General features: G+C 71.3%; 11 protein-coding genes and 1 pseudogene. 4 read left to right on the top strand and 8 right to left on the bottom strand.

Going from position 1 to position 16,413, the window contains the following annotated elements; genetic code table 11:
• Positions 1–127: 127 nt before the first annotated feature.
• Genes ABZX10_RS12835 through ABZX10_RS12820 form a run of 4 tightly spaced genes read right to left on the bottom strand, consistent with a single transcriptional unit; the run spans position 128 to position 6,318 of the window.
• Complete coding sequence (locus ABZX10_RS12835; protein ID WP_355539804.1) at positions 128–3,373, bottom strand: DEAD/DEAH box helicase; 3,246 nt, start codon at positions 3,371–3,373, stop codon at positions 128–130.
• Positions 3,374–3,425: 52 nt separating this feature from the next.
• Entirely contained in the window at positions 3,426–4,433 is a 1,008-nt protein-coding gene (locus ABZX10_RS12830) for a hypothetical protein (protein ID WP_355539801.1), read from the bottom strand.
• On the bottom strand, positions 4,430–5,632 hold the full coding sequence (locus ABZX10_RS12825; RefSeq protein ID WP_355539798.1) for a hypothetical protein: 1,203 nt from the start codon (positions 5,630–5,632) through the stop codon (positions 4,430–4,432). The genes ABZX10_RS12830 and ABZX10_RS12825 overlap by 4 nt, the downstream gene beginning before the upstream one ends.
• Positions 5,620–6,318, bottom strand: a complete 699-nt coding sequence (locus ABZX10_RS12820; RefSeq protein ID WP_355539795.1) for a response regulator transcription factor — start codon at positions 6,316–6,318, stop codon at positions 5,620–5,622. The genes ABZX10_RS12825 and ABZX10_RS12820 overlap by 13 nt, the downstream gene beginning before the upstream one ends.
• Positions 6,319–6,511: 193 nt before the next feature.
• Between ABZX10_RS12820 and ABZX10_RS12815 the strand changes: the two genes are divergently transcribed.
• Entirely contained in the window at positions 6,512–6,781 is a 270-nt protein-coding gene (locus ABZX10_RS12815; RefSeq protein ID WP_355539792.1) for a LuxR C-terminal-related transcriptional regulator, read from the top strand.
• Between the two features lie 9 nt (positions 6,782–6,790).
• On the opposite strand, the gene ABZX10_RS12810 is transcribed toward ABZX10_RS12815, so the two are convergent.
• Positions 6,791–7,684 (bottom strand): LysR family transcriptional regulator, encoded by an 894-nt coding sequence (locus tag ABZX10_RS12810; protein ID WP_355539825.1) that lies wholly within the window; start codon positions 7,682–7,684, stop codon positions 6,791–6,793.
• 127 nt (positions 7,685–7,811) lie between these two features.
• Here ABZX10_RS12810 and ABZX10_RS12805 point away from each other — a divergent pair, with 127 nt between their 5' ends.
• From ABZX10_RS12805 to ABZX10_RS12795, 3 genes are all read left to right on the top strand, one after another.
• Positions 7,812–9,176, top strand: coding sequence for an MFS transporter (locus ABZX10_RS12805; protein ID WP_355539789.1), 1,365 nt, complete (start codon positions 7,812–7,814; stop codon positions 9,174–9,176).
• Positions 9,173–9,901: a 3-hydroxybutyrate dehydrogenase gene (locus ABZX10_RS12800; protein WP_355539786.1), complete on the top strand. Its 729-nt coding sequence runs from the start codon at positions 9,173–9,175 to the stop codon at positions 9,899–9,901. Before ABZX10_RS12805 ends, ABZX10_RS12800 begins: the two co-directional genes overlap by 4 nt.
• 358 nt (positions 9,902–10,259) lie before the next feature.
• Positions 10,260–11,645 carry an acyltransferase gene (locus ABZX10_RS12795; RefSeq protein ID WP_355539783.1) on the top strand — a complete coding sequence of 462 codons (1,386 nt, stop codon included), beginning with the start codon at positions 10,260–10,262 and terminating at the stop codon, positions 11,643–11,645.
• Here the strand turns inward: ABZX10_RS12795 and ABZX10_RS12790 are convergent.
• From ABZX10_RS12790 to ABZX10_RS12780, 3 genes and pseudogenes are all read right to left on the bottom strand, one after another.
• The gene (locus ABZX10_RS12790; protein WP_355539780.1) at positions 11,642–13,057 is read right to left on the bottom strand and encodes an NAD(P)/FAD-dependent oxidoreductase; all 1,416 of its coding nucleotides are present in this window, start codon (positions 13,055–13,057) and stop codon (positions 11,642–11,644) included. The genes ABZX10_RS12795 and ABZX10_RS12790 overlap by 4 nt on opposite strands.
• Complete coding sequence (locus ABZX10_RS12785) at positions 13,054–14,868, bottom strand: DUF3556 domain-containing protein (RefSeq protein WP_355539777.1); 1,815 nt, start codon at positions 14,866–14,868, stop codon at positions 13,054–13,056. Before ABZX10_RS12785 ends, ABZX10_RS12790 begins: the two co-directional genes overlap by 4 nt.
• A 45-nt stretch (positions 14,869–14,913) precedes the next feature.
• Positions 14,914–16,374: pseudogene (locus tag ABZX10_RS12780) on the bottom strand (AMP-binding protein).
• Between the last annotated feature and the right edge of the window lie 39 nt (positions 16,375–16,413).

The raw sequence follows: 16,413 nt of genomic DNA, 5'->3' as shown, positions 1-16,413 counted from the left end.
CTACGGCCCCTTCAAGGAGGTCGGTATCGCGTCCGGCGGCATGGACACCGGCGCAGACGGGAAGAAGACCTCCCGGCCCCGGCCCCGGCCCCGGCCCCGGCCCCGGCCCCGGCCCCGGCCCGAAACCTCAGTCCTCGAACAGCGCCCGGATGTCGGACTCGGCGAGCCGGGCGTCGAAGCCGCCCTCGCCGCCGACCACGGACTCGAACAACGCGGCCTTGCGCTCCTTGAGCGCCATCACCTTGTCCTCGATCGTATCCGCGGAGACCAGCCGGTAGACCATCACGCTGCGGGTCTGTCCGATGCGGTGCGCGCGGTCGATGGCCTGCGCCTCGGCGGCGGGGTTCCACCACGGGTCCAGCAGGAAGCAGTAGTCCGCCTGCACGAGGTTGAGCCCGAATCCGCCGGCCTTCAAAGAGATCAGGAACACCTGGACCTCACCGGAGGTGAACCGCGAGATCGCCGCGGGCCGGTCGGTCGTCGACCCGTCGAGGTACGCGTACTCCACGCCCTCCTCGTCGAGGCGCTCGGCGGCCTTGCGCAGGAACCCGGTGAACTGGCTGAACACCAGCACCGCGTGCTTCTCCTCGAGGAGCTCGTCCAGCTTCTCCACCAGGAAGTCGAGCTTGGCGACGTCCTCGACCGCCAGTTCCTCGTCGATCAGCGACGGGTCGAGCGCGAGCCTGCGTAGCAGCGTCAGCGACCGCAGGATCTCGAACCGGTTGCCCTCGAAGTCGTCGAGCAACCCCAGCAGCTTCGCCCGCTGATCGGCGAGGATCCGGTCGTAGGTGTGCCGGTGCTCCTCCGAGAGTTCCACCTGCACCACGGATTCCGTCTTCTCCGGCAGGTCCTTGGCGACGAGGTCCTTGGTACGGCGCAGCATGAACGGCCGAACGCGCCGGCGCAGCCGGGCGAGGCGGTCGTCGTCGCCGCCCCGCTCGATGGGGCGCCGGTACTCCTCGGCGAACCACGACCGCCCCGGGAACAACCCCGGCACGGTGAGCGCGGTGAGCGCCCACAGCTCCTCGAGGTGGTTCTCCATCGGAGTGCCGGTCACCGCGAGGGTGAAGTGCCGGTCGAGCGTGGTCACCGCGGCGAAGGCCTTGGACCGCGGGTTCTTCACGAACTGCGCCTCGTCGAGGATCACACCGGCCCACCGCACGCCCGCGTACTCCTCGGCGTCCAGCCGGAGCAGCGTGTACGAGGTGAGCACCACATCGGCGTCCGCGACGACCGCGGCGATCGACGACCCGGACTTCCGCGAGGTCTCGGACACCGCCGCCACCGACAGGTGCGGCGCGAACCGTTTGCACTCCGCCGCCCAGTTGCTCACCACGGAGGTCGGCGCGACCACCAGGAACGGCCCGGGTCGCGCGGGACCCGCCGTCTCGTGCGCCCGGCAGATCAGCGCCAGCGTCTGGACCGTCTTACCCAGCCCCATGTCGTCGGCGAGGATGCCGCCGAAGTCGTTGTCGTACAGGAACGCCAGCCAGTCCAGGCCGTCCCGCTGGTACGGCCGCAGCTCGGCCATCAAGGTCGACGGTGCCTCCTGCCGCGCGAGGTCGCCCGCCGTCAGGGCGCCGACCCGGCGGGACCAGTCACCGTCGAACTCGACCCCGTCGGCGAGGTCGGCAAGGTCGTCGACGAGGCCCGCCTGGAACCGGCTGATCCGTAGGCCGTCCCGGTCCGAACCCGGCCCGGACCCCGCCGCCCGACCCGCGCGCCGTGCGCCGCGGGTGGGCAGGTCCCGGGCTTCGCCGATGAGTTCGCGGAGCCGGTCGAACCGCTCCCCGTCGATCCGCGCGAGCACGCCGCCGGGCGTGACGAGCGTGTCGTGGCCCGCGGCGACGGCGGTGAAGACGTCCCGGAAGGGGACCTCCTCGCCGTCGACCTCGACGGCCACCTCGAGGTCGAACCAGTCCGTGGACGGGCCCTCGGAGTCACCGCGCACGCGCACGGACACCGAGGCCGAGCCCTCCGCCCAGCGGAACCCGGGATCGTCGACGACCTCGACGATCACCGCCGGCACCGACCGCAGCACCGGCGCGACCTCGGCCAGCCACACCGCGGCCTCGGTGCCGCGGTAGAAGCCCTGCGAGTGGTCGACGCCGACGGCGGCCTCCCGCAGCGACACCGCCATCGCGCGGGTGATCCGTTGCTGCCCGACCGCGTCCGCGAGGCCCGCCGGCTCGCGCCCGAGCGGGTAGTCCCGGACCTCTCCGCCGACGGTGTACCGCCACTTCCAGTCGACCTCGAGCTCGGCGGCCTCCGGGAAGTAGCGCGCCGTGCAGAGCAGTTCCGGCCCGAGTACCTCGACCTCGCCGACCAGCCGGTCCGGGTCGCGGACCGGCGCGACCGCGGCCAGGTACGGCAGGTACTTCTCGCGCAGCTGCGGGACGGCCGCGGCCGGAACGACCACGGGCGTGAAGCGGCGCAGCGCGCCCGTGTGGTGGGCCGAGAGCGGAGGGTCGAGCGGCGCGAGCCGCAGCACGTCGCCGTCCTGCTGGAACACCCCGAGGGCGCGGTGCGCGCCGAGCAGACCGCCGGTGAAGGGCCGCGGACCGTCGCCGAAGTCGACCTCGCGGTCCAGCTCGACGTGCCCGTCCGCGGAGCGCGCCACCAGGCCGAGCCGCGTCGGCGGGCCGAGGATCACGCTGCCCCGCGCCTTCTTCAGCAGCAGGGGCACGCCCGCGTCGCGGACCGCCCGGAGTTGGTCCCACAGCAGCGGCGTGTCGACCATGCCGAGGTCGGCCCACGCGTCCACGCCGTACAGCGACCACGTGATGAGCTGCGCCAGCGGGGCGAGTGCGTCGCGCTGGGCGGGGGAGACCCGCGGCGCCGTCGCGATGGTGCGCCACCGCACGTCGCCGGCGACCCAGCTGCCCTCGCGCATGCCGGGCGTCGCGAGGCGCACCTGCAGGCGCTGCCCGGAGACCACGCCGCGCTCGTCGACGTCGAACTGCAGCCCGACGGGCAGCACGGCCGCGGAGGCCCGGGGCGCGTCGGGGAGCAGGGCCTCGAGCTGCCGTTCCCAGGGGTCCGGCTGCTCGACGACGCCGTCCTCGACGTCCTCCGCGGTGAGCTCGAGCAGCAGGGCCGCGCCGTGCTTGCAGTTCATCGCGACGGGGCAGGTGCAGTGCGAGCGGACGGGCCGCCAGCGGGCGCCCGCGGGCGTGATCCAGACCTTGGTGTCGTACTCCCGGGTGCCGGCCACGACGCCGGTCACCAGGTGCTTCTCGTCGTCCCACTCCAGGTCGCCGATGAGGCCCGTGCCCACGTACTCGCCCGCCCGCCGGACGGTCGGCCCCCCGAAGAATCCGATCAGGTCCTCGGGGGTGAACGAGGGCCCTGTCCCGGCAGTCGATGCGCTCATGGTCAAGCGGACAGTCTAGCGCGGATCGGTGAATCCCCGCCCGTCGTGCGGGTCAGGCGGAGACGGGTAGCTCGATCCGCGTCGTCGCCCCGTCGGGCGCCCGCAGGAGGACGGTGGCCGCCAACTCGCGTCCCGGCGGGACGGCGCGCGCCGTCACCGATCCGACGGGGAGCGAGTCGACGGCGTCGGCGATCCGGTCGCGGATCGCGTCGGCGACCGGCGCCGCCAGGTCCCGCAGGCCGCCGTCGTCGAGGAGCACGACGTCGACTCCCCGCCGTCGGGCCCGGTCCGCGGCGTCGGCGATGCGGGGTGAGAGCAGCCCGGGGGCGCGCACGGAGTCCCGTAGCCGGGCCTCGACGATGCGGCACTCCATCCGTTCCGCGGCCGTCAGCGGGACGCCGGTCGCCAGGCGCTCGAGCATCGGGCGTGCCTCCCGGTCGAGGAAGTCGCGCTGCCGGCCGCGCACCTCCCGGGCGGTCTCGGCCGCGGCCTCCGCTGCGCGGCGCTCCCTGGTCCGGGCCCGCATCAGGAAGGTCCAGCGCGCGACCGGCCGGAGGGTGAGGGCGAAGAACGTGGCGGTCAGCGTCACCGTCGCACTCGGCAGGCAGCGCAGCACCCCGTCGAGCGCCCCGTGTCCGCGGTCGACGGCCCACCAGGCCACCACGGCCGCCGTCAGCGCGACCGACGCCCAGGTCGTGATCGCGCGTCCGCGCACCGCGAGGTAGGAGGTGAGGACCGCGCCGGCGCCGATCGGCCAGGTGGTGAGGGCGAAGGAGTAGTCGGCGGGCAGGAAGGGGAACACGCTCAGCGCCGCGACCGGCCCGCCCGCGGCGACGACGACGGTCCATCGCCACGGCAACGGATCGCCGGCGGCGCGGACCAGCACCAGCGCGCCGAGCAGGAGCCCGACGAGGCCGACGGCCTGCGGCCACGCCGGATCCAGGTCGGCGCGCGCATACCAGGCGAGGACGGCGAAGGTCGCCACGAGGGCCCAGGCCAGCGCGGTCGCGCCCCGGTGCCGCATGCCGATGATGTCGCGGACGTCCTGGTCGCCCGTCATCGCGCCCACCGGACCGTCACGACGGTGCCCTCGCCCGGCGCCGCGTCGACGGTGGCCGCGCCACCGGGGATCGAGCGCATCCGGCCCAGGATGCTGCCCGCCACGCCCAGCCGGTCGGGGGCGACGGTGCGCGGGTCGAATCCGACCCCGTCGTCGCGGATGACCACGCGAAAGCCCGATTCCTCGAAGACGGCGTCCACCGTGGCGCGGGCGCCCGCCCCGGCGTGCCGCTGCACGTTGCGCAGTGCCTCCGCGGTCGCGGCGATCGCCCCCGTCAGCGCGTCCGACGGTACGCGTCCGGCGTCCGGGTCGACCCGCGCCGACCAGCGGGTGTGGGGTGCGCCGCGACCGACCGCGGCGCCGAGTGCGGCTGCCGCCGCGCCCGCGGTCGCGTCCGCCCGGTCGCTCGGTCCCTCGTAGTCGTCGACGGCGACGAGGACGGTGCGCGCGTGCTGCGCGATCGCCGCGGCGTCGTCGATGCGGGTGGCCGCGAGCAGCGTCGCGATCACGTCGTCGTGGACGAGGGCGGCGAAGCGCTGCTGCTCGTCGCCGCGGGCCTGCGCCGAGGCCTCGGCGGCCGTGGCCTCCAGCGCCTCGGTCTGCGCGAGGTCGAGCCGGCGCCCGGCGCGCCACGCGACGATGGATGCGGAGAGGAACACCGCGGTGAAGACCAGGGAGAACAGCAGGGCCGGGACGTACGGGTCGTGGGAGGCGCCCACCCGATGGTTGAGCAGCACCGTGCCGATCACGACCGCGACGCCGTAACCGGCGGCCGTCGCCGGGCGAGCGGGCAGCGCGACGGCCATCGCGGCGAGCGCGGGGATGTAGTAGAGGAAGTGATCCCCCGGCAGCTGGAGCGGGCTGATCGCGTCGGCGATCAGCCACAGCAGCACCGCGGCGAGGTAGGCGACGCCCGCGATCAGGGCGGCGCGCCCGACGGCCCGGCGGTAGTCCCGGGCGAAGCTCGCGACCAGCAGCGCGACGCCGGTGCCGAAGACCGCCGGCGCGGTGACCGCCGTGAGCCGCGGCGCGACGCGCCACGCATCGAGCACGGACGGGAACGTGGTCGCGAGGTCGAACAGGTAGCCCGCGGCGATGAATCGGGCGAACACCCTGGTCAGTCGCTCGTCGGCGCTCGCCGGACCCTCGGTCCCCGTCGGCGGGGCGGCCCCGCCGGCCCGCGTCGTCAGCGCGGCCATCGCCGCCTGCGCGGCGCCTGCAGGAAGCCGTCCTCGACGGCCCGCTGGTACATGTGCAGCTTGGTCTCCGCGGGGCGTCCTTGCACGGCGTACTTGGCGCGGATCCGGTCGATGTAGCTCTCCACGGTCTTCGGGGACAGCCCGGTCAGTTCGGCGACGCGGGCGGTGGTCTCGCCCGACGCGTACAGCGCGAGGACCTCCCGTTGTTGCGGGCTCAGTCCCACGTCGGAGAAGTCGGGGTCGCCGTCGATCGCCGCGGCCCACTCCGTGGTCACGACGGGGCGTTCGTCGGCGGTGTCCCGCACGGCCTGCACGAGCTCGGCCCCGCTCACCGTCTTCGGCACGATGCCCCAGACGCCGCACCGGGCTGCCTGGCGCGCGAGGTAGGGGTCGGTGTCGAAACTGCCCGTGTACACCAGGACCCGGGCCCCGGCGGCGTGCAGCTTCTCGATGTTCGCCTCGGGCGCGGTGCCGTCGGCGAGGAGCAGGTCGAGCACCACCACGTCGGGCCGGCCGCGGGCGAGCAGTTCGGCCACGCTCGGTGCGTGGCCGACGAACTCCAGGTCGTCGACGGCGGCCAGGCTGGCCTCGAATCCGAGCACGATCAGCGCGTGATCCTCGACGATGCCCACGGTGTGCGTCGCGCGGTTCGCCGGCTGTTCGACGACCGCGTCCGATTCGGTCATGGGAGAAACATACGCCGCCCTCGCGGGGCCGTCGTGGACGAGTGAAAGATCGTGCCGGATGGACTGTTTCGTTGTCCTTGGGTAACGGTGAGGGGGTCTTCCCCGGCGGGACGGACCCGCTTTCGGCGGGGGTGTCCCGTCGCTAGCGTCGACGGTGGCGAATCCGCCGGATCCGGCGAGGCAGGGGTGAGTCATGACCGCAGTGATGATGACGGGAACGATGGACGAGCCCGGGCCCGTCTGGCTGACCGAGCGGGAGGTCGAGGTGCTGCGGGCGTGGCTGTGCACGGAGAGCAAGGCGTCCGCGGCGCGGGAGCTGTTCATCGCGGAGTGCACCGTCGCCGAGCACGTGGCGCGGGTCCGCGCCAAGTACGTCGCCGCGGGGCGGCATGCGACCACCAAGACGGCTCTCGCTGCGCGGCTCCTGCAGGACGGGCACGTCCGGCTCGACGAGTTGCGCTGAGGCCGGCGGTCATCCCTCGCCGAGCAGCGCGGCGCGCATCGACCCGACCTGGGCGCGCAGCGCCGTGACCACCGCGGCCACCTCGCGGCGCTGCGCCGCCTCGGGCCGCACCACCATCCAGTACTCGAGCCGGACGGACACCTCGTCGGGCAGCACCCGCACGAGGTCGGGGCGGCCGTCGGCGAGGAAGCAGGGGAGCAGGCCGAGACCGGCCCCGGCGCAGGTGGCCTCGACGTGCACGAGCACGTTCGTCGAGCTCAGCCGGTCCGCCATGCCGGGGACGAGCACGCGCGCGAGGTCGAGGTCGTCGACCGTGAGCATCGAGTCGATGAAGTAGACCAGCGGTCGTCCGGCGAGGTCGCGCGGCCGCTCGGGGGTCCCGTCGGTGGCGAGGTAGTCGCGGGAGCCGTACAGGCCCAGCCGGTAGGGCGCGAGGAGTTCGGGCTCCACCCGGTACGTCTCGGGCCGGCCCACCACCACCTCGATGTCCACGCCGGAGCGGGTCGACGGTGCGCGGCGCGTCACGGTCAGCAGGTCGACGGACAGCCGCGGATGCGCCCGGCCCAGTGTCGCGATCGCGGGCGCCACGACGCGGGCGCTGAACCCGTCGGTGGCGGCGATCCGTACCTTTCCGTGCAGGTCGTGGTCGGTGTCGGCGTCCAGGCCGTGCAGCACGGCCTCGATCCGCTCGGCGGCCCCGACCGCGGTCCGGCCGAGGTCGGTGAGCTCCCAGCCGGAGGCGGCGCGGGCCAGCAGCGGCCCGCCGAGCGTCTGTTCCAGCGCGGCCACCCGGCGCGACGCGGTGGTGTGATTGATGCCCAGGACATCGGCCGCCGCGGTGTAGCGGCCGGTCCGCGCGACGGCGAGGAGGGTGAGCAGCCCATCGGCGCTGGGGTTGGACATGTGCATGGATGCAGATCCGATCGGCGATCGTGGGCATTGTGTCTGCGATTTTATCCATACATACTTCGTGAAACATGGCATGGATCACATCTCGGTCCGGCTATGACCCATCGCACAAGGAGTAGGTATGGCGCAGTCCGACCTGGAGCGGCCCACCGGGCTGCGCAAGATCGTCGGGGCATCGATGGCCGGCACGGTCGTCGAGTGGTACGAGTTCTTCCTGTACGGCACGGCCGCGACCCTGGTCTTCAACAAGATCATGTTCCCGCAGGGCGGCAGCCCGTACGACCAGATCATCGCCGCCTTCATCACCTACGCGGTGGGTTTCGCCGCGCGGCCCGTCGGCGGCATCGTGTTCGGCCACCTGGGCGACCGGTTCGGCCGCAAGAAGCTCCTGCAGGTCTCGATCGTGCTGGTCGGCGCCGCCACCTTCCTCATGGGCTGCCTGCCCACCTTCGATCAGGTCGGCTATCTGGCGCCGACCCTGCTGGTGCTGCTGCGCTTCCTGCAGGGCTTCGCGGTCGGCGGCGAGTGGGGCGGCGCCGTGCTCCTCGTCGGGGAGCACAGCCCGAACCGATCGCGCGGCTTCTGGGCGTCGTGGCCGCAGGCCGGCGTCCCCGGCGGCAACATCGTCGCCACCGTCGTCCTGCTCATCCTGACCAGCGTGCTGTCCGATGCCGATTTCCTGGCGTGGGGCTGGCGGATCGCGTTCTGGCTGTCGGCGGTGATCGTCCTGATCGGCTACTACATCCGCACCCAGGTCGACGAGTCGCCGCTGTTCCAGGAGGCGCAGAAGGAGATCGAGGCCGAGAAGGCGGTGTCCTACGGCGTCCTCGAGGTGCTCAAGCGCTACCCGCGCGGCGTGCTCTCGGCGATGGGCCTGCGGTTCGGCGAGAACATCTTCTACTACCTGCTGGTGACCTTCTCCATCACGTACCTCAAGCTCGTGGTCAAGATGAGCACCACGCACATCCTCACCTGGCTGCTCATCGCGCACGCGGTGCACTTCGTCGTGATGCCGATGTTCGGCGCGCTCACCGACCGCGTCGGCCGCCGCCCCGTCTACTGGGCGGGCGCGGCGCTCTCGGCGACCTGGGGCTTCTTCGCCTTCCCCATGTTCGACACGGGCAGCAACGCCATGGTGGTCACGGCGATCACCATCGGCCTGGTCTTCCACGCGATGATGTACGCGCCGCAGCCCGCGATCATGGCCGAGGCCTTCCCCACCCGGATGCGGTACTCGGGCGTCTCCCTGGCCGCGCAGGTCACCGCGGTCGTGGCGGGCTCGCTCGCCCCGATCATCGCGACCAAGCTGCTCAAGGCCTACGACAGCTCGCTGCCGATCGCGTTCTACCTCGCCGCGGCGTGCGTCATCACGTTCGTCTCGGTCTTCTTCGTGCGCGAGACCCGCGGCATCAGTCTCTCCGAGGTCGACGCGCGGGACCGCCAGATGCTCGAGCGCGCCGCCGCGGACCTGCAGGTCAAGGCGTGAAGGCGCTCGTCACCGGCGGCGCCGCGGGGATCGGGGCGGCCGTCGCGCGCCGGCTGGCCGCCGACGGTGCCCACGTCACCGTCGTCGATCGCGACGGTGCCGCGGCCGCCCAGGTGGCGGCGGAGATCGGCGGCTCCGCGCTCGAGCTGGACCTGACCGACACGGCCGCGCTCGCGGACCTGCGTCTCGACGTGGACGTGCTCGTCAACAACGCCGGGGTGCAGCACGTCGCGCCGATCGAGGAGTTCGATCCGGCGTGGTTCCACCGGATCATGGCGCTGATGCTCGAGGCGCCCTTCCTGCTGACCCGCGCCGCGCTCCCGGCGATGTACGAGCGCGGCTCCGGCCGGATCGTGCACGTGTCCTCGGTGCACGGGCTGCGGGCCTCCAAGTACAAGGCGGCTTATGTCGCCGCCAAGCACGGCGTCGAGGGGCTGTCGAAGGTCACGGCGCTCGAGGGCGGCGAGCACGGCGTCACCAGCAACTGCGTGAACCCCGGCTACGTGCGCACCGCGCTGGTCGCGACACAGATCGCCGAGCAGGCGGCCGCCCACGGCATCACCGAGCAGCAGGTCTTGGGCGAGGTCTTCCTCGCCCGGTCCGCGATCAAGCGCCTCATCGAGCCCGACGAGGTCGCCGGCCTGGTCTCCTGGCTCTGCTCGCCCGGGGCCGCGATGGTCACCGGGGCGTCGTACACCATGGACGGAGGCTGGACCGCGAACTGAGCCGTGCCCGACGGTGCTCGTCACCGGGCCGGGTGGGGTGCAGCGGGACGATGGGCACCGTCGGGCCGAAGACGGAGGGGTATTCGCACAGTGAATAGCTCTCCCGTCAGAAACACCCCCTGACCTGTGCGAACCCAGCCATGCGTGGGGCGCATGGCTTTCAGGAGCAACCACATGCCCGCGCGGGGCCGCGAATCGGCCGCACCGCGCGTCGTGGCCCGTCGTCCTGGCAGTCTCCTGGGAGGTGTGCGCCGGAGTTGGAGCGGCACTGCGCCACCGGTTACCGTACGAAGCGGCCTGTGACCAGGTATTGCTGTGCTGTAGTAGGGATTGTTGATCAGTGGGTGTGGACCAGACGATGAGCGAACGCGGCGTCGAGCCGACGCCGGCAGCGGAGCCCGTGCCCCCCGCGACGCCGAAGCGCAAGGGCGGGCATCTCTACGAGCTCGACATCGTGCGCATCGTGACCTTCGCGGGCGTCATCTTCGATCACTGCGTCTCGGGCACCACGTTCCCGTTCAGCGTGGCGTCCAACGCGGTCCAGACGATCTTCCACTACACGCGCAACGCGTTCTTCGCGCTCACCGGATTCGTGCTGGTCTACCAGTACCGGGACCGGAAGCTGGATGCGGTGGATTTCTGGCGGCGCCGGTACAAGGCCGTCGGCCTGCCCTTCGTGACCTGGTCCGTCTTCTACTGGCTCTACCACATGTACGTCATGTGGCCGCCGGCGTTCTCCAACGTCTGGCGTACCTTCGAGACCTGGGAGTCCACGAAGGCGGCGCTCAAGGTGCTCGGGTACGACCTGCTCACCGGCGACGCCTGGTACCACCTCTACTTCGTCTTCGTGACGATGCAGGTGTACCTGATCTTCCCGCTGCTGCTGAAGTTCCTCCGCTGGACCATGGGCTACCACCGGTACATCCTGGCCGTCAGCTTCGTCTTCCACCTGGTCCTGCTGCACTACATGAGCAACGCCCGGCCGGAGATGTTCAACTACGGCCTGCTCGCCAAGCTGTGGAACCACCTCCCCGCCACGGTCTTCCCGTATCAGTTCTTCACGTTGCTCGGCTGCGTCGCGGCGATGCACATCGAGGCCGTCCGTGACGTGGTCGTGCGCTACCGCGGGCGGGTGATCACCGTGGCGATCGGCGTCGTGATGGCGACGCTGATCGTCTACGGCTCCAAGGTCAGCATGGACGGCATGTTCCCGACCGATGCCGCGAACGTCTTCCACCCCTATGCGGCCGTCATGTTCGTGATGATCATCCTCGCCCTCTACGCCGCGGGCACGTACTGGTCGGATCACCGCACAGCGGGCTCGTTCTGGGACGTCTTCCTCAAGACGGCCTCGGACCGCTCGTTCGGCATCTTCCTCGTGCACGCCTTCGCCCTGCAGGAGCTTGCGCCCACGATCCAGCGCTTCCGGTTCGACGTGTACGCCCCGATCGTCACGGTGTGCACCTTCGTCGTGACGGTCTTCTTCACCGTCGCGATGACGGAGGTCTTCCGCCGCACCCCGATCAGCCTGTGGTCCACCGGCCGGAAGATGATCCCGATGGCGAAGCAGAGCCTGCGGGTCTCGGTCGGCGTGGGCGCCGCGATGGTCGTGGTGGGCGCGGTGTTCTACTGGCCCTTCGATGTCCCGGCCGGCGCGGTCGCGGTCGTCCTCGGCGCAGTCCTGCTGGTGTGGCAGGCCCTGGGCCGGACGGTGTTCGCCGGACCGGCCGGCGCGCGCCCCTAGCTGCGCAGTTTCTTCAGTGCCCGGGTAGCCGCGTGGTACCCGCACATGCCGTGGGCGGCGGGTCCGGGTGGGGTGGCGGCGGAGCAGATGTACCTGCCGGGGACGCCGAGGTCGTAGGGCTGCAGGGTGATCCGGGGTCCGAAGATCAGCTGGAGCGGGTCCTTGGATCCGGTGTTGATGTCGCCGCCGACGAAGTTGGCGTTGTAGCGGGACATCTCAGTGGTGGAGCACACGGCGGTGCCGATGATGCGGTCGCGGAAGCCGGGGGCGAAGCGTTCGATCTGGGTGATGATGGCTTCGGTGGCGTCGCCGGGGTAGCCGTTCGGGACGTGGGCGTAGGTCCAGACGGGGTGGACGTCGCCGGCGCTGCGTGAGGGGTCGGCGAGATACTGCTGGCCGACCAGCACGAACGGGCGATCGGGCATCCGCCCGGCGGCGATGTCGCGCTCGGTCGCCGCCGTCTCGGCGAAGTCGCCGCCGAGGTGGACGGTGCTCGACCGGCGGGCCTCCGGGTTGGTCCAGGGCACGCCGCCGTGGACGGCGAAGTCGACCTTGAACGCGCCGGGGCCGCGCCGGAACCCCTCGAACGCCCGGCGGACCCGTGCCGGCATCGCATCGCCGACGATGCCCGCCACCTGCGCGGGGTCCAGATCGAAGAGCACGAGATCGCTGGATTCCATCTCGCGCAGGGCGGTCACCCGAACCTCGGTCTCGACGGTGCCGCCCAGCGCCAGTAGCTCGGCCGTCAGCGCGGCGGCGATCGCGCCGGACCCGCCCTCGGCGACCTGCCAGCCGTAGGCGTGGCCGGCCGACAGCAGGCCGAGGCCGATCGCGGAGGTCATGGGTTGGTGCAGGGGCCGGAAGGTGTGGGCCGCGATGCCGCCCCAGAGGGCTCGCGCCTGCGGCGTGCGGAACGCGCGGGCCAGGAGCGACGCGGGCAGCGGGGCCGCTGCCCCGAACCGGGCCAGGTGGATCGGGTGCTTCGGGACGCGGAGCAGGGGCGAGAGGATCGCGGGCCCCACCTTGTCGATGTTCCGGACGGTGCTGTCGAACAGGGCCCGCCACAGCGCACCGTCGGGGCCCATTCCGGCGGCCGTATCGCCGACGGTGCGCCGCAGCACCCCCGCCGTGCCGTCGTCGAGCGGCTGCACGCAGTCGATCTCGGCGGCGTGCCAGCGCAGTCCGTGCGTGGCCAGGTCCAGCGAGTTCAGGAAGGGGGAGCCCACGGCCATGGGATGCATGGCCGCGCAGTGATCGTGGATCAGGCCTTCGACGATGCCCTCGAAGGAGCGGATGCCACCGCCGACGGTGCCGGCCGCCTCGAGGAGCGTGACCTCGACGCCCTCGCGAGCCAGGGTGATCGCCGCGGCGAGGCCGTTGGGGCCGGCACCGACGACGGTGGCGGTGGTCATGCCTGAACCGCCGGGCGGCCGGTGCGGATCGTCGACCAGGTGGGGGTGTGCGGGGCGGGGCCGTCGGGCAGCCAGGGTTGGGTCTCGGCGACCTCGTGCACGTTCCAGGTGCCCTCCTCGACGACGCCGAGGGCGGCGTCGATCACCTTGTACGCCTGTGTCTTCTTATGCACGGGTTGGGATTCGACCCACACGATGACGCATTCGCCGGGCTCGAAGCGGGCCTCGTCCTGCACGGCGCGGATCATCTCCTCGTTGTGCATGTGTCCGTCGCCGAAGTTGAAGCCGAGGATCGAATTGCAGAGGAACTCGGCCTCGCGGACGGTGCGGGTGTCGATGTCGGGCAGGGTGGCGAGCAGTACCGAGAAGAGACCGCGGCCCTGGCTGTGCAGCGACCGCCAGCCGATCGTCATCTGCAGGGTGATCTCCGCCCACAGCGGCGGGTACCCGGCGGCGATGAACTGGTCGATCTGATTCGGGGCCGAACGGGTCACCCGGTTGAGCTTCTCCTCCGCACCCGGGGTGAAGGTCCACAGCGCGGTGGCCCAGTTGCCGGCGTACTGGCGCATCGAGGGCAGGAACGAGACCTTGTCCGGGCGGAAGTTGCCGAGGATCGGGAAGAAGGCGAGGCCCGCGGTGATGACGATCGCCAGCCAGGCCGGGTTCATGTCCCACAGGGCGTAGCCGCTGTCGGCGGGGAAGCCGATGAACAGGAATATCGCGGTGTAGCCGAACAGCAGGTTCCACTCCAGCGGCACGGCGAGCGGGAAGGTGGAGATGATGAACAGGTGGTAGAGGCACATGAACACGGCGGCCACGACGGTCACGGTGCGGTTGGTCGAGAACAGCAGGATCAGCGGGGCGATGATCTCAACGACCACACCGGGTCCGTGCGCCATGAACCGTGCGAGCCCGGACGGACGCATGTCCTGCGAGAAGTCCTTGTACTGCAGCTTCTTGAACCAGCTGCCGGGCACGAGCGGGCTGTTGGAGACCATGGGCGGGATGACCATGGTGAAGTGGTGGTTGCACTTGGACAGGCCTGCGCCGACCCACACCACGCCGATGACGAGCTTGAGCGCGATGATCATGTTCTCGAAGCCGTGGTCGCCGAACAGCAGCGGCAGAATCGCGAAGGCCAGCATCGGCGGGAGGTACTGCTCGCCGCGCGCGGCGAGGAAGATCGTCTTGTCCCGCAGGCCGATCAGGACCAGCAGCACGATCGGGGCGACGAGGGCGGCGGGCTGCATCAGGCCGTGAGTGGGATCGATGCCCAGCGTGGCCATCGCGGTGGTGAAGCCGCCGATGTCGGTGGTTCCGGGCAGGGCGATGCCGACCAGCAGTGAGACCAGCATGGCCAGGTACACGAGCACGTCGAAGACGGTGCGGCGGTCGCCGTTGGTGCCGGGCATCCACTTCCAGGGGCGGAGGCGGATGGTTCCGGGCTTGGCCCAGAACAGGATTCCGCCGGTCATGGGCTTCGCCTTGCCGGCGAGCGGACCCCACGATCCGGCGACGCCGATGGCCTCGAGCAGCACCGTCCACAGGACGAGCTTCTGGTACACGATCGGCTGGTTCCACCACTCGCCGAGGGCGAAGGGCTGCGTGCCCGAGGTCAGCGTCGCGAGGGCAACGCCGCCCAGGCCGTAGAAGACGAACAGCTTGACGACGTAGATCACGTGGATCATGTACGGGGTGCCGAAACCGAACTCGGCCCACTGGGTGCTGAGGACGCGGATGCGCTCCATGAGAGGGCGCTGGAGGAATTCCTCGGGTTCCACTGCCGGGAACACCGGATCCTTGAATCCCATGATGACTCTCCTTGTTCAGATGGTGCGTGGAGTGAAGTGATGTGACTAGGACGCCGTGACCGGGGGAGTGATGTGGCCCCGCAGGGTCGGTTTGTCGAGCTTGCCGACGGCGTTCTTGGGGAGGCTCGGGAGAATCGTGATCTCCACGGGCAGTTTGTATTTCGCCAGCCGGGTGGCGGCGTGCGTGAGGATGGCGTCCGGATCGAGCGCGGGACCGTCGGTGAGCGCGACGAACAGGACGGGTACCTCGCCGAACCTCGGGTCCGGCCGGCCCACGACGGCCGCCTCGGCGACCCGGGGCAACTGGTAGATCACGGACTCGATCTCCTTGGGGTAGAGGTTCTCCCCACCCCGGATGATGATGTCCTTCGCGCGGTCGACGAGGGTGAGATAGCCGTCCTCGTCGAGGAAGCCGATGTCGCCGGTGCGGAGCCGGCCGTCCACGAGCGTGGACGCCGTGTCCTCGGGACGATGCAGATAACCGCGCATCACGTTCGGTCCCTCGATCACCACGTCGCCGGGCTCGCCGGCGGGCAACTCGGCACCGTCGGGGCCCAGCACCCGGACGGTGACGCCGGGGATCGCGGGACCGACGGTGCCGGGCTTGCGGACCCCGTCGAACGGGTTGACCGTGGCGACGCACGTGCACTCCGAGAGGCCGTAGCCCTCCACCAGCGGGAAACCGAAGCGCCGCTCCACCTTCGCCAGCAGCTCGACGCTGGCCGGAGCCGCGCCGCAGACGCCGAAGCGGATCGACGAGGTGTCCGGTCGCACGTCGGCGGGGAGATCCGCGAGCATCTGGTAGATCGTGGGCACCGCGGAGAAGTAGGTGGGCCGCACCTGCTCGACCTGTGGGAAGAAGGCGTCCGGGCGGAACCGGCCAGCCACCGTCGTCCGGCCGCCCGCCAGCAGCGGCGAGAGGGTCCCGGCGATGATCCCGTTCGCATGGAACAGCGGCAGGATCAGCAGGCTGTGATCCGCCGGTGTGAGGCCCAGCGCCGCGACCACGGAGTCGCATTGAGCGCTCAGGTTTGCGTGGTCGAGGCGCACCCCCTTCGGGCGGCCGGTGGTGCCCGAGGTGTAGATCAGCAGGGCGAGGTCGTCGTGCGCGGCGACGGAGGGGGCGGTGCGGGCCCCGTCCAGATCGTGGGTGAGGAGGAGCGGGGCGCCGAGATCGTCGCCGCGGTGGTTGTCGGTGACCAACACCGACGAGCCCGCGTCGGTCACCTGGTACCGCACCTAGTCGGCCGTGAGCGCGGGGTTGATCGGCGTGACGGCCGCGCCGAGCCGCCACGCCGCGAACAGGGTGACGATGAGATCCGCGGTGTTCGGCAGCAGCACCGCGATCACATCGCCACGGCCGACGCGGCGATCGGCGAGGGCCGCGGCCGCACGCTCGATGAACTGGTCGAACTCCGCGTTGTCCAGGCTCCGGCGGTCGTCCGCGATCGCGGGCGCCGACGGTGCGGTGCGGGCGCGGTGCGCGGGCAGGAGTGCGAAGTGCATGGGGTGGCCTTCCGGAGTCGTGGCGTGGCTGCTGATGGG

This window comes from Tsukamurella sp. NPDC003166 (assembly GCF_040611135.1).
Classification (GTDB): domain Bacteria; phylum Actinomycetota; class Actinomycetes; order Mycobacteriales; family Mycobacteriaceae; genus Tsukamurella.
The sequence above is the reverse complement of the archived record's forward strand: the minus strand, read 5'-3'. Positions and strand labels throughout refer to the sequence as shown.

What these genes read in the sequence shown, in the direction of transcription:
- ABZX10_RS12825 (WP_355539798.1), bottom strand. Translation starts at nt 5,632, where the DNA reads ATGGCCGCGCTGACGACGCGGGCCGGCGGGGCCGCCCCGCCGACGGGG.
- ABZX10_RS12830 (WP_355539801.1), bottom strand. Translation starts at nt 4,433, where the DNA reads ATGACGGGCGACCAGGACGTCCGCGACATCATCGGCATGCGGCACCGG.
- ABZX10_RS12820 (WP_355539795.1), bottom strand. Translation starts at nt 6,318, where the DNA reads ATGACCGAATCGGACGCGGTCGTCGAACAGCCGGCGAACCGCGCGACG.
- ABZX10_RS12815 (WP_355539792.1), top strand. Translation starts at nt 6,512, where the DNA reads ATGACCGCAGTGATGATGACGGGAACGATGGACGAGCCCGGGCCCGTC.
- ABZX10_RS12835 (WP_355539804.1), bottom strand. Translation starts at nt 3,373, where the DNA reads ATGAGCGCATCGACTGCCGGGACAGGGCCCTCGTTCACCCCCGAGGAC.
- ABZX10_RS12810 (WP_355539825.1), bottom strand. Translation starts at nt 7,684, where the DNA reads ATGTCCAACCCCAGCGCCGATGGGCTGCTCACCCTCCTCGCCGTCGCG.
- ABZX10_RS12790 (WP_355539780.1), bottom strand. Translation starts at nt 13,057, where the DNA reads ATGACCACCGCCACCGTCGTCGGTGCCGGCCCCAACGGCCTCGCCGCG.
- ABZX10_RS12795 (WP_355539783.1), top strand. Translation starts at nt 10,260, where the DNA reads ATGAGCGAACGCGGCGTCGAGCCGACGCCGGCAGCGGAGCCCGTGCCC.
- ABZX10_RS12805 (WP_355539789.1), top strand. Translation starts at nt 7,812, where the DNA reads ATGGCGCAGTCCGACCTGGAGCGGCCCACCGGGCTGCGCAAGATCGTC.
- ABZX10_RS12785 (WP_355539777.1), bottom strand. Translation starts at nt 14,868, where the DNA reads ATGGGATTCAAGGATCCGGTGTTCCCGGCAGTGGAACCCGAGGAATTC.